The organism is Bacillus sp. AFS031507, assembly GCF_002584635.1.
Lineage (GTDB): Bacteria > Bacillota > Bacilli > Bacillales > Cytobacillaceae > Neobacillus.
Genome location: NZ_NUOW01000017.1, coordinates 38143 through 50809 on the forward strand (window position 1 = coordinate 38143; position 12667 = coordinate 50809).

At 39.1% G+C, this 12667-nt stretch carries 14 protein-coding genes; 1 reads left to right on the forward strand and 13 read right to left on the reverse strand.

The window, feature by feature from the left end:
* Positions 1 to 60: 60 nt before the first annotated feature.
* From COE25_RS17840 to metG, 3 genes are all read right to left on the reverse strand, one after another.
* On the reverse strand, positions 61 to 1242 hold the full coding sequence (locus COE25_RS17840; RefSeq protein WP_088084918.1) for a G5 and 3D domain-containing protein: 1182 nt from the start codon (positions 1240 to 1242) through the stop codon (positions 61 to 63).
* 235 nt (positions 1243 to 1477) lie between these two features.
* On the reverse strand, positions 1478 to 2245 hold the full coding sequence (locus tag COE25_RS17845; protein ID WP_088084917.1) for a TatD family hydrolase: 768 nt from the start codon (positions 2243 to 2245) through the stop codon (positions 1478 to 1480).
* 185 nt (positions 2246 to 2430) lie between these two features.
* Positions 2431 to 4398: a methionine--tRNA ligase gene (metG, locus tag COE25_RS17850; protein WP_088084916.1), complete on the reverse strand. Its 1968-nt coding sequence runs from the start codon at positions 4396 to 4398 to the stop codon at positions 2431 to 2433.
* A gap of 478 nt (positions 4399 to 4876) precedes the next feature.
* Here metG and COE25_RS17855 point away from each other — a divergent pair, with 478 nt between their 5' ends.
* Entirely contained in the window at positions 4877 to 5167 is a 291-nt protein-coding gene (locus COE25_RS17855) for a transition state genes transcriptional regulator AbrB (RefSeq protein WP_176525588.1), read from the forward strand.
* A 91-nt stretch (positions 5168 to 5258) separates the two neighbouring features.
* Here the strand turns inward: COE25_RS17855 and rsmI are convergent, their stop codons facing one another.
* The 10 genes from rsmI to COE25_RS17905 all read right to left on the reverse strand — a co-directional run bounded on the left by rsmI (position 5259) and on the right by COE25_RS17905 (position 12354).
* A complete protein-coding gene (gene rsmI / locus COE25_RS17860; protein WP_098933555.1) occupies positions 5259 to 6131 on the reverse strand; it encodes a 16S rRNA (cytidine(1402)-2'-O)-methyltransferase in 873 nt (290 codons plus the stop codon).
* Positions 6109 to 6396 carry a GIY-YIG nuclease family protein gene (locus tag COE25_RS17865; RefSeq protein WP_098933556.1) on the reverse strand — a complete coding sequence of 96 codons (288 nt, stop codon included), beginning with the start codon at positions 6394 to 6396 and terminating at the stop codon, positions 6109 to 6111. Before COE25_RS17865 ends, rsmI begins: the two co-directional genes overlap by 23 nt.
* The gene (locus COE25_RS17870) at positions 6386 to 7126 is read right to left on the reverse strand and encodes a tRNA1(Val) (adenine(37)-N6)-methyltransferase (RefSeq protein WP_088084912.1); all 741 of its coding nucleotides are present in this window, start codon (positions 7124 to 7126) and stop codon (positions 6386 to 6388) included. Before COE25_RS17870 ends, COE25_RS17865 begins: the two co-directional genes overlap by 11 nt.
* A gap of 57 nt (positions 7127 to 7183) precedes the next feature.
* Positions 7184 to 7555, reverse strand: coding sequence for a DNA replication initiation control protein YabA (gene yabA / locus COE25_RS17875; RefSeq protein ID WP_088084911.1), 372 nt, complete (start codon positions 7553 to 7555; stop codon positions 7184 to 7186).
* Between the two features lie 13 nt (positions 7556 to 7568).
* On the reverse strand, positions 7569 to 8396 hold the full coding sequence (locus COE25_RS17880; RefSeq protein WP_098933557.1) for a PSP1 domain-containing protein: 828 nt from the start codon (positions 8394 to 8396) through the stop codon (positions 7569 to 7571).
* Complete coding sequence (holB, locus tag COE25_RS17885) at positions 8389 to 9396, reverse strand: DNA polymerase III subunit delta' (RefSeq protein ID WP_088084909.1); 1008 nt, start codon at positions 9394 to 9396, stop codon at positions 8389 to 8391. The genes COE25_RS17880 and holB overlap by 8 nt, the downstream gene beginning before the upstream one ends.
* A gap of 46 nt (positions 9397 to 9442) precedes the next feature.
* On the reverse strand, positions 9443 to 9772 hold the full coding sequence (locus COE25_RS17890; RefSeq protein WP_088084908.1) for a cyclic-di-AMP receptor: 330 nt from the start codon (positions 9770 to 9772) through the stop codon (positions 9443 to 9445).
* Positions 9773 to 9899: 127 nt separating this feature from the next.
* Positions 9900 to 10535: a dTMP kinase gene (tmk, locus tag COE25_RS17895; protein ID WP_088084907.1), complete on the reverse strand. Its 636-nt coding sequence runs from the start codon at positions 10533 to 10535 to the stop codon at positions 9900 to 9902.
* A 32-nt stretch (positions 10536 to 10567) separates the two neighbouring features.
* Entirely contained in the window at positions 10568 to 12007 is a 1440-nt protein-coding gene (locus tag COE25_RS17900) for an aminotransferase class I/II-fold pyridoxal phosphate-dependent enzyme (protein ID WP_098933558.1), read from the reverse strand.
* A gap of 143 nt (positions 12008 to 12150) precedes the next feature.
* The gene (locus tag COE25_RS17905) at positions 12151 to 12354 is read right to left on the reverse strand and encodes a sigma factor G inhibitor Gin (protein WP_098933559.1); all 204 of its coding nucleotides are present in this window, start codon (positions 12352 to 12354) and stop codon (positions 12151 to 12153) included.
* Positions 12355 to 12667 lie beyond the last annotated feature (313 nt).

The following is a 12667-nucleotide window of genomic DNA, read 5'->3' on the forward strand; positions in this document are numbered from 1 at the left end:
TATAAAGAAATTTATGAAAAAAGCAAAATGCAGAGGATAGGACCCTCTGCAAATTGTAAACTAATTTAAAATTTTAATCTTTACTTTTTTGCGCCCCCAGCGGTAGCAATCCTGATTGGATGGCATGAATAAATCAATGATATATCCTTTAATTGCCCCTCCTGTGTCAGCTGCTACAGCATAGCCGTATCCTTCAACATACACCTTTGTTCCCAGCGGAATAACCCTTGGGTCAACAGCAATCACCTTCATGTTCGGGTTAGCTCGGAGATTAAGTCCCGTTGCTGTTCTACCTGAACAGCCATTACAATACGCTGTATAAGCAGTTGCAGTAACGTAAAACTCCTGTCCCGACTCATCTGCACCACGTGAAACTTGTAACGATAAATCCTTCGTTCCGACAGCCACAACTTTATCTTGCTTTTCTGCAATCTTCTGCTCACTAATTAATTTTCTAGTTACTTCTTTGCCATTTTCAATTAGGACTTCATATTGTTTAGAAACGCGACCGTGCTTGCCTTCGGTAATGATCTTTTCTTTGCCTTTTTCTAAACTTTCATCCTTTTTGGTTACTACAGCAAATTGAACAGGTTCTTCCACTACATCGGTGACTTTTTCTACTCGAATGACGTTAACAACACCATTTTCTGAGATGGTTTCTGTTAATGACGGTTCAACTCGGTCTAGTGTGTTTAACTGAATGCCCTGTTGTGATAAAAAGTCAGCGACCGTAGCCGAAGTGGCCCAAACTTGTTGCTTTTTACCGCCGTCAACATATGTAAGATGAAATGCTTCTTTTATTCCAACCTTCATCTTATCTTGTATTGCTGCTTGCGGTCTAGGTGAGATTTGGTCATGTTTGCTCAAAACAATTTTCTGCTCTTTTAGGAGTTCAGCTACTGTATCAGCTGTCGTCCAGATCGTTTTTTTCTCGTTGTCCTTGACAATGTGAACCTGGTTAGCTTGCTTCCATTCGACTTTCAGGTGGTCCTTCACCTTTGCATTCGCCTTAGGTTGCAAATAGTCTTGTGAGCGGGTGGATACATCCAATTCATCTAATAATTCTTTGATGGTATCTGCATGTGTTTTCACGACCTTTTGCTGATCGTTAAGAGTGATGGCAACAGTTTTCTTTGATCCTTCGTAAAAAAGAATACCAAGAGTTGTCAGCAAAACTACGAAACTAGCAAAAGCAATGGTCAATGTCTTCCGGCTCAAAGACTTGGAAAACAGGTTTTTCATGTTTTTGAATACGATGAAAAACGCCTCCTTTTCTTAGAGAGATTAATGAACCATGCTGTCGGCTGTTAATCTTTGCATACTGTGCGAAGGTATTTCTAATTATGCACAAAGTTGGGAAAATTGCAAAGATAAACTTATCGACACGGTTATCCTATGTAGAAAAGGAGACATGTAGAACTTTTTGTTATCGCTAAAATATAAGACAAGCTTCCACCAGCTTCGACAAATTCCCCTATCATTTTATGGCGAATAATTTTTTAGCATTTCGTGTCGTTGCTTCCGCCACTTCTTCGATTGTCAATCCTTTTATTTCGGCAATTTGTTCAGCTACTAATTTTACATAACTAGGCTCATTTCTTTTCCCGCGGTAGGGATGGGGAGCCAAATACGGGCAATCTGTTTCTATTAATAGTTTATCAAGTGGAATTTCTGCAGCTACTTCTTTCGGCTTTTTGGCATTTTTGAAGGTAACAGGGCCGCCAAGAGAAATATAAAAGTTCATTTTCACGCATTCCTTCGCCACTTCAGGGCTGCCGCTAAAGCAATGCATAATCCCGCCTACTTCTTCGGCATCTTCTTCCTTTAAAATTTCCACAATATCAGCTGTTGCTTCGCGATTATGAATCACGATTGGAAGATTAACCTTTTTAGCAAGTCTGATTTGTTTTCGAAAAACTTCCTTCTGAATATCCTTTGGAGATTTGTCCCAATGATAATCCAAGCCCATTTCACCGATGGCAACTACCTTTGGATGGGCAGTTAATTCCTCTATCCAACGTAAATCCTCCTCGGTCATGTCGATCGCATCAACGGGATGCCACCCAATACAGGCAAAGATAAAATCATAGCTATCAGCTAATTCCATTGCCCTTTGAATGGTCTTGCGGTCAAACCCGACCACGACCATAGTAGTGACTCCCTCACTTTGAGCCCTGGTGATCACTTCTTCTAAATCTTCGTTATATTGGTCATCATTTAAATGTACATGGGTATCAAATAGCATAGTTTTGCTCCTTCACCATTTTTTTCAATAAGAACTTTATTTTTCGCTAACATTTTCTTATTCGCGTTTGAAATGCCAATATTCAACAATAACCAAGTAATAAATAGAAATATCACGAAAAATGTTCCACGTGTAACATTGAAAAGCGCCTTGTGCAGGCGCTTTTCTTGTAAAGTTATTAACCTTTATTTCACCTTGGAACCATTCGGTAATGTTTGATCGACGGTTGCCAGCGAAAGTTGACCATCTTTTGAACCAGCTAGGATCATTCCTTGTGATAGTTCACCACGAAGTTTAACTGGTTTTAGATTGGTTATACAAATGACCTTTCGACCAACTAATTCTTCCGGCTTATAATATTGGGCAATTCCAGAAACGACCTGGCGCTTTTCATAGCCTAAATCGAGCTGAAGCTTAAGCAATTTATCCGCCTTTTTTATAGGCTCTGCTTGGACAACTTCTGCTACCCTTAAATCAATTTTCATAAAATCGTCAATGGCAATTTCATCGATTTCTTCAGGTTTCTCTTCCGGCTTTTCTTCTTTCTTTTCTTCAACTACGGGAGCAGAACCTTGCATTTTCGTCTTAATAAATTCTACTTCCTCAGCAATTTCAAGTCTTGGGAATATCGGTGCATCCTTTTCGACTTTTGTTCCGCTTGGAATGGCACCAAAATCAGAGAGGCTTTCCCATGTTTTAAGGCTCTCATCCTGAATACCCAGCTGCGTAAAGATGGAATTCGGTGTACGTGTTAGGAATGGCTGCAGTAAAATCGCAATTCTTCGTAAGGATTCGGCCAGATGAGCCATTACACTTGAGAGCTCACCTTTATTCTCCTCATTCTTTGCCAATGTCCAAGGTTTTGTTTCATCGATATACTTATTCGTCCGGCTGACTAATTGCCAAATCGAAGTTAACGCAACAGAAAACTCCATTTTCTCCATTGCTTCCTCATATTTATTAACGGTATCAAGATTGACCTGCAGCAGCGATGCATCAAATTCCCCAATAGAGCCGGAATAATCAGGTATAACTCCGTTGAAGTATTTTTCAATCATTGCGACCGTACGATTTAAAAGATTTCCTAAATCATTGGCTAAGTCAAAGTTGATTCTTTCAACAAATCCTTCAGGTGTAAATACACCATCCGCCCCAAACGGCACTTCCCTTAATAAATAATAACGAAGTGCATCCAGACCATAACGATCAATTAAGGTGACAGGGTCAACCACATTCCCTTTCGATTTGGACATTTTTCCATCCTTCATTAACAGCCAGCCATGGGCAAATACCTTTTTGGGCAGTGGAATATCTAATGCCATTAACATAATTGGCCAATAGATGGTGTGGAAACGTACAATTTCCTTACTCATTAAGTGAACATCGGCTGGCCAGTAATTTAAATATTTTGCATCATTTTCTGTTCCATAACCAAGTGCCGTAATATAGTTGGAAAGGGCATCAATCCAAACATAAATAACATGCCTTGGATTCCCCGGCACCTTGATCCCCCAATCAAACGTTGTCCTTGAAACAGCAAGATCCTCCAGGCCAGGTTTGATAAAGTTATTAATCATTTCATTTTTTCGAGATTCAGGTTGGATGAAATCGGGATTTTCCTCGTAGTACTGCAAAAGACGATCTACATATTTACTCATTCTAAAAAAGTATGATTCTTCTTTAACCTTTTCCACCGGACGGCCACAATCCGGACAATTTCCATCCGTTAACTGACGGTCTGTATAAAAGGATTCACATGGTGTACAGTACCAGCCTTCATACTGATCGAGATAAATATCTCCTTGTTCAAGCAGTCTCGCAAACATCTTTTCAACGACTTGTTTATGTCTTTCATCCGTTGTTCGGATAAAATCATCATAAGAAATATCGAGTCTTTTCCATAATTCTTTAATTCCATCGACAATTTCATCGACATACTGCTGCGGAGTAATCCCTGCTTCTTCAGCTTTCCTTTGAATTTTCTGCCCATGCTCATCCGTTCCAGTTAAGTACATAACATCATAGCCGCGCATCCGCTTATAACGGGCCATTGCATCACCTGCAACAGTTGTATAAGCATGCCCAATATGTAAATTACCGCTTGGATAGTAAATCGGTGTCGTTAGGTAAAAAGTCTTTAATTTATTCTCCATCTTAATCCCTCCGCTAGTTTGCGAGTCCAAAGCTCTATTTAACCATTATTGCCTCTTTTTCCCGCTTCTATCCTCAAAATATACCGAAAAACCAACTTTTGTGCAAGGAGGCGCTCTTTTACCTGATTCCTTTATTTTTTCATATTTTCCTATTACACCCATAAAGGTTTCTATTCCTTCGAAGGATATATAGTTCAATCGCAACAATTTATGTTGAAGTTTGTCGAAAAAGTAAAGAATTGAACAGTTGTTTTACCAACAATCCAATAGTATTATTTACTGCTAAATATAGGTAATTTTTAGAAAAAACGTTGTTAAACCAACGATCATCTTAATTGAATAAATTTACTATTAATTTTCCAAATAAAATAATTGACGGATATGGGAATTTCTTGTATTATTAGGTTATGAAAATTTTGTCGAATAATGACGAATAAATAGATAGAGAAAAAAATAAGTGCAAATGTGAGAGGAGATCATAAAAATGAAATCTACTGGTATTGTTCGTAAAGTTGATGAGTTAGGCCGTGTGGTTATTCCAATCGAATTAAGACGTACTCTTGGTATCGCTGAAAAAGATGCTCTTGAAATTTACGTTGATGATGAGCGTATTATCTTAAAGAAATACAAGCCAAATATGACTTGCCAAGTTACAGGAGAAGTATCTGATGATAATTTAACTCTTGCTGGCGGTAAATTAATTCTTAGCCGTGAAGGTGCAGAACAGTTATTACAAGAAATCCAAAACAACTTTGAATTAGTAAAATAATAGAAAGCTCCGGCACTTCAATTAGTGCTGGAGCTTTTTTCTGTGAAAAGCCGAAACAAACGTTCAGCGGTGTATCCCGCTTAAGCTCTATCTATTCGACATGATAGGCCTGATACACTTCTCTTTTATTTATGTCACGATCTTTCGCTGTTAGTTTGATCGCTTCCTTCGAAGGGATATTTTTTTCAGAAATATAGTGATTTACATGTTCTTCAAGCGTTAAATTGTGCCACCAGCTTGGTTCTTCCTCTTGTTGCTGATCCGTCCCCTCAACAATCAAGCAAAACTCTCCGCGGATTTCATCCTGCGTGGTCCAAGCGATTACTTCTTCGAGCGTTCCTCGAATAAATTCCTCATACTTTTTCGTTAACTCCCTGCAAATTGCGATTTTCCGGTTACCGAGGACATCTGACATAATCGAAAGCGTTTCTTTTAGGCGATGTGGTGATTCATAAAAGATCAACGTAGCTGACTGCCATTTTAAGTGTTCTAACTCCGCCCGCTTTTCTTTCTTGTTTCGATTCAAAAAACCAAAAAAGTAAAAGGGCTGGCACACTAAACCGGAGGCAATTAATGATGTTAGAGCAGCATTTGCACCTGGTAACGGAACGACTGTTACCTTTTCTTCAATGGCCGCTGCAACCAGCTCATAACCTGGATCTGAAATGGCAGGCATACCCGCATCACTGACGAGCGCAATCTTTAACCCTTCCTTTACTTTTTGAATCAATTTATCGCCGCTCGTTTCTTTATTGTGTTCATGATAACTTACAACAGGTGTTCCAATTTCAAAGTAATTGCAAAGCTTCTTTGTATTCCTTGTATCCTCTGCAGCAATTAAGTCTGCTTCTTTTAATAATCGAATCGCACGGAAGCTCATATCTTCTAAATTACCAATTGGTGTGGGAATAAGATATAAGATCCCTTTCGTAGCCTCATTCTCAAAGCTTTTTTGCTGCCACATACACATCACCTGTTTCTTTTATTAAAAATTCATCTTTTTTCTTCCTGCTTAATTGCTTAAAGGAATATTCTGCCCTTAGCGCTTCCCCTTTATTTTCATAGCTTCTATAGTATGTAAGTTCGACCGGACCTCTGCCCCGCGTATATTTTGCCCCTTTTCCTTCATTATGAAGCTTAATCCGGCGTTCAAGATTATTCGTATATCCACCATATAAACTACCGTCCTTACAGGTAAGTACATAAAAATAGTGATCGTCATTCTCCATATAAAATCTCTCTAATTTCTGGTGTATATTCATTGTTATCATTATAAACAAATAACGGTGGAGAAATTTTTAGATCCGGACTGCCATCCTTAATTGCCTCAATTAAAAGCGTATTAGCCTCTTTCCCCCTCTTCGGATAGACAAATTGAATTCGTTTGGGTTCAAGCCGGTATTGTCTCATCAATGTAATGATATCCAGCAGTCGCCCCGGTCGGTGAACAAAAGCCACCTTGCCGCCTTGTTTAGCCAATTGACTTGAAGCCTTGACCGCATCCTCTAGTGTACAAAGAATTTCATGACGGGCAATCGCTAGATGTTCATTGGGATTCATCTCTTCCTTTGACGCCGTTGTAAAATACGGAGGATTGCAAGTGACGACATCAAATTGCCCATGGCCCAGCTGTTTTGGCATATCCTTGATATCACCATGAATCATTTGCAGTCGGGGTTCTAGTCCATTATATTCAATGCTTCTTACCGCCATATCGTAAAGCCGTTCCTGTATTTCAACACCAGTAATCTGGCCCTTTGTTCGTGCACTTAGAAATAAAGGGATGACACCATTCCCGCTGCAGAGGTCAATTAGGTTCCCTTTTTGAATCGGAACATATACAAATCTTGCTAGTAAAACGGCATCAAGGGAAAAGGCAAAAACAGACGGACTTTGGATAATCCTTAAGTTTTCCGCTAATAAATAATCTAACCGTTCATCTTCCTTCAAGTTGACCAAATTATCCATCCCCTAAATGTATGAAAATAGAGGCTGATTTTTGTCAGCCTCTTAAGGTTATTTCTTATTAAGAAAGGAAAGACAGAATAAACAATCGCCTTCCTTGCGTAAACTTCCAAAATGAAGGTTACAGATATGAAACCCTTCTTGATAGAGTCGGGCGAGGTTATCATATCCTTCCCCAACATCAAATGGCTTTACCCCCGGAGACTCGGGCAGGACTGCCCCTTTTTTATTCCCTGTTACCTTTTTTTCCGCTTCAGTCGTTACATCTAAACGACGTCTCAAATGTTCATTTTCAAGCTTTAAATAATGATTCTCTTCTAGTATTTCGGCTAAATGCTGCTTTAATTCCCCCAGCTGCTGGTAAAGATGTCCAATTTGTGTTTCCATATTACTTACTGATTCAAATATTTCTTTTTTATCCACGTCTTCCACCTCGTTAATCTGTGGATTGTATAGAAAAGGCACCTTCTTTATTGATTTCCTCCAAGGTATACTCCAGAACTCGATCCTGTTCCTTTAGTTCAACCTGCAGTACCCGCTCTAATATATTTAATCCTACTACTTTTCCTCTACCCTGTGGTGTTTCAATGAATTCCCCTAAATCCGGCAGCAATGCTTTAGCAGATTCATATTCATCATTTTCATATTTTAAACAACACATCAGCCTGCCGCATAATCCAGATATTTTTGTAGGATTCAATGAAAGGTTCTGATCCTTCGCCATTTTTATCGAAACTGGATCGAAATCCCCTAAAAAGGTCGAACAGCATAACATTCTCCCACAGGGACCGATACCACCAAGCATCTTCGCTTCATCGCGGACACCAATCTGGCGTAATTCAATTCTCGTCCTAAAAATAGCTGCTAAATCCTTCACAAGCTCACGGAAATCAACTCTTCCATCAGCTGTAAAGTAGAAGATGACTTTATTTCGATCAAATGTATATTCTACATCGACTAGTTTCATATCCAGTTGATGCTCATTCACTTTTTCATTACAAACTTCATAAGCTTCCTTTGCGGCTTGCTTATTCTCTTCAACAATCATTCGATCCTTCGGGTCGGCAATTCTCACCACTTTTTTTAGTGGAAGGACAACATCATGCTCCTCCACCTGTTTGCGAGCGATGACGGCTTTACCATACTCAACTCCACGAACTGTTTCGACAATCACAAAGTCATCTTTTTCTATAGGGAGGTCCCCTGGATCAAAATAATAGATTTTCCCCGCCTTTTTAAAGCGTACTCCTACAACATCATACAAATGAAGATCCCTCCTGCAATTTTAACACAAGCTGTTCCATCATCAGCTGAGGATTCATATTCCTCTCAAGCTTTCTTTTTGCATCAAGAATAGCTGACATTTGATCCGATATGCGCCGTCCAGATGTTTGCAATGCAAATTGTTGCAGCCGTTCATTTTCCTCTCGAAAAACAATTTGCTCCTGCCTATCTAATTGTATATATAGTAAATCCTTAAAAATAAGAAGTATAAGGTCTAAACCACGGTGAATTTGTTCTTTATCTTTAAAGTGTGGAAACCACTCAGTCTGAAGCGTTACCATAGCCTCCAACGGATTTTTTTTCAACACCTCATATAATTTTACCACTATTTTTTGAGCTTGTGCAAACCATTCATCGACATTTAATTTATGTGCTTCATCCAAGCTATTGGTCAATTGAGCAAGTAGCGGAGCCTTTAGCGGTTCTACGCCGTTTTCCACCAATTGTTTAATCATAACTTGAGGTGATAATGGATGAAATGTTAGTATTTGGCACCTCGAAAGGATCGTTGGTAGAATTTTCTGCGGCTGTTCTGTTAATAGAAAGGCAACTGTCCCGGGATTGGGTTCCTCTAAAAATTTCAGTAAACTATTGGACGCACTGACACTCATTTTATCTGCATGTATAAGCAAATAAACCTTTTTCAAAGATTCTAATCCCTTTTTGGAAAACTCAACCTGCAGGCTTCTGATTTGGTCAACCTTAATGGATAATCCATCCGGCTCAACAATATGAACATCAGGGTGGTTGCCATGATTGATTCGACGACAATTATTGCATTCTTCACACGGTTTATAACAATCAATGATGGACTCGCAAAATAGGGACTTTGTCAGTAACAACGCAATTTCCCGCTTACCTGTCCCTCTAATGCCCTCAAGAAGGTACGCATGGGCCACTCGATTTTTCACTAAACTGTTTTTTAACATGTTTAACACAGTTGGCTGAAGCTCTTCTAGCTGTTCCCATGATTTTACCAAGCTCATCACTCTCTTACTTTATAAAATTAACCGACATTCACTAGGCTTAAAAATGCATGTATTGCTCAATTGGAAGGACAAATACGGTTGCCCCGCCAACCTCAACTTCAACGGGATATGGGACATAAGAGTCTGCATTTCCACCCATTGGCGAAACAGGGGCAACTAACTGTTCTCTGGATCTGCAGTTGTCCTTAATAATTTGGAGGGCCCTGTCCACGCGAATATCCTCAGTACCAATCATAAAGGTCGTGTTACCTGACTTCAGAAATCCACCTGTACTCGCTAGTTTTGTTGCCCTAAAATTGTTATCTACTAGTGCCTTTGATAACCGATTGCTATCCTGGTCCTGTACAACAGCTATGATAAGTTTCATAAGAACCACCCTCTCTTTTATATCCCAATCTAGTTTTGTTGTTTCCTATATTATAACAGGTAACAGAGTTCCTTACATTCATAATGGCAGGGACGCCTACATATTTCTTTTAGGATAAAAAAAAGCCTTATAGGGAAGGCTTCCTTTTTGCTAATTTTTCTACTATTATTTTTAGGGTTTCTTGAAAAACCTCTTCCACTGTGCCAGAAGCATCAATAGACTTAATTCTATCTGGAAAGCGTTCGATTAATAGATGATAACCTGTGCTAACCTTTTGGTGGAATTCCAGGTTTTCTAAATCCAATCGATTAATCTCTCTGCCTTTATTTTTGTTGATCCGCTTTAAGCCTAACTCTGGTTCGATATCAAAGTAGATCGTTAACTCAGGCATCAAATTTTCAATCGCAAATTGGTTGATTACAAAAACTTCATCAATTCCTAACCCGCGTGCATAGCCTTGGTAAGCCAAGGAACTATCAACAAACCGGTCACACAACACGATTTTCCCCTCTGCTAAGGCTGGTTTCACCTTTTCTATCAAATGCTGCCTTCTTGCAGCAGCATAGAGTAAGGCTTCTGTCCGAGGGTCCATCGCGGTATTTTCTTTATCTAAAATGACGGATCGAATTTGCTCCGCGATATCAATCCCGCCTGGTTCACGCGTTAGCAGTACGTTTCCAAACTCCTGGGCAACCATGTTAATAATGGTTGACTTTCCCGCACCATCTGGGCCCTCAAACGTTATAAATATTCCTTTATCCATTTAAATAAAACCTCCAAAACTTTATCTATCTCTTAAGATGTGTAAAAGGTCTTTATAAGACCATCTTTTAATCGAGCGCCGCCTTGAAATCTAGCTCCTGATTTTAACAGGCTGGCGAGTTGACTGAGTTTATCTTTTGTTATCCTTTCACCCTTTATCAGCAAGGGAATACCCGGGGGGTAGGGAATAATCGTTTCAGCGCATACCTCACCTATCGCTGCAGCTATATCTACTTCTTTTACCATTAAATTACCCATTTCTTTAAAAGGGATCGCTAACGTTGAGATTTTTTGACTAGCCACCTCAAACACCTCTTGGGCACCATTTACAGGTAAACCAGCTAGTGCCTTCTTAATTTTCAGGACCGCTTCTTCCAAAGGAAAGCTTTGACCTTCTTTTAATAAAGGAAGAATAAAGAGCACATTATGTGGATCGGCTAATTCTGTATAAATGGATACCTCTTCTAATCTTCTTTGGAGCTCAAAGCCATTTAACCCCGAGCGGGACTGGATGGTTAATTTTAAAGGATCGCCGTTATCATTGGGGTATTCTAACACCCGGATTGCTGGAATTTCCGCCAACATTTCTTTAAAGCGTTGGATTTCATTCAAAAGAAAGGTTAAATCGTTTGGTTTATATGTAGCTAAATAATTTCTGGCCAGGTCCAAGGATGCCATAATCGGATAGGACGGGCTGCTTGATTGGAACATGGCTAAGTATTCCTTTACCTTATTGCCATTAATCAACTGGCTATTCACATGCAAATAGGATCCCATTGTCATGGCCGGGAGTATCTTGTGTGCCGATTGAACCACAACATCTGCACCCAATTGAAGGGCTGACGATGGGAAAGGTCCGCCAAGAATAAAATGTGGTCCATGTGCCTCATCCACTAATACAGGGATATCATGCAGATGTGCTTCTTTGATTATTTCTTGTAAATCATATGCCATTCCATAGTAGCTCGGATAAGTCAAAATGAGTGCTTTTGCATCCGGATATAAGTTAATAGCTTCTTTAACCGTTTCTATACGTATACCAGAAGGGACTTTCCACTCCTGGTCAAATTCAGGCTCGAGAAACACGGGGTCAGCTTTTGCCAAGCTTAGTCCATTTAAAACGGATTTATGGCAATTTCTTTGAACAAGAACCTTTGTTCCATCTGAGCAAGCTGCCATAATCATTGCTAGATTGCCTACGGTGGAACCATTCACAAGGAAATAACTCTTTTGGGTTTGAAATAGGCTAGCTAGTAGTGACTCAGCCTCAACTATCGCCCCTTCTGGCGAATGTAGATCATCTAACCCCGATAACTCCGTCGCATCTATTTGTAAAATCTGCTTAAAATAACGATTTGCTTCTCGTTGATTTATAGTACCATATTTATGTCCAGGGACATGAAAGGAAATAGGGTTCTTTTTGACATGGTCGATTAACACATCATACAAAGGTGTTTTTAATTGATTATTCATTTGTTTACTTCCTTCTAAGAGCTTCGTTTATTCAGCCTTATTAGCAGGCAAGAACCCCCCACTGCTGGAGTTTCACTTCATTCTAACAAAAAATCAGTGCTCAATCTCATTTGAATGCAAAAAAATAAGCCCATAATGGACTTTTATGAAAAAATTTCTGGTGTGGTTATTTTTTTCAGTTGTTTGAGAAAGTATTTATATTTTGGATCCTTTGTATCTGTTTGTATTAAATCATATTCGCATTCTGTACAAATAAATGAAGTGTATAGATGTATGCCCTTTGGTTTTTGATTTTCACAAATAACGCACGTTTCCTCATGATACTTCTGTGCTAATAATGAACTCAATCCCTCCACCTCCATACATCCATTCTGCCCTTATGTGCCTATTTGTATACAATTTTTTGAATAATCTTTTCGCCGTCATCTTAATTAATATATTATGTAACAATTAGCAATTGGGTGTATGTCTATTCGTAATTTCTTTGAAAACACTTCGTACTTTTTTACTATTGTCATTGTCCTTACAGATGACAAACAAAAAGACAAGCTTTTAGTATCCTCTTTAGTTACGATCCATGGCTTTTTTTCTGTTGTATGGGCACAATTACCATTTTCTGTTCACCCATACATAAATCTTTGAAAACACAAAAAACAACCA

Coding starts and splice junctions, on each gene's coding strand:
- COE25_RS17865 (WP_098933556.1), bottom strand. CDS start 6,396: ATGGAGAATGACGATCACTATTTTTATGTACTTACCTGTAAGGACGGT.
- COE25_RS17845 (WP_088084917.1), bottom strand. CDS start 2,245: ATGCTATTTGATACCCATGTACATTTAAATGATGACCAATATAACGAA.
- COE25_RS17900 (WP_098933558.1), bottom strand. CDS start 12,007: ATGAATAATCAATTAAAAACACCTTTGTATGATGTGTTAATCGACCAT.
- tmk (WP_088084907.1), bottom strand. CDS start 10,535: ATGGATAAAGGAATATTTATAACGTTTGAGGGCCCAGATGGTGCGGGA.
- rsmI (WP_098933555.1), bottom strand. CDS start 6,131: ATGTGGCAGCAAAAAAGCTTTGAGAATGAGGCTACGAAAGGGATCTTA.
- COE25_RS17890 (WP_088084908.1), bottom strand. CDS start 9,772: ATGAAACTTATCATAGCTGTTGTACAGGACCAGGATAGCAATCGGTTA.
- COE25_RS17840 (WP_088084918.1), bottom strand. CDS start 1,242: ATGAAAAACCTGTTTTCCAAGTCTTTGAGCCGGAAGACATTGACCATT.
- metG (WP_088084916.1), bottom strand. CDS start 4,398: ATGGAGAATAAATTAAAGACTTTTTACCTAACGACACCGATTTACTAT.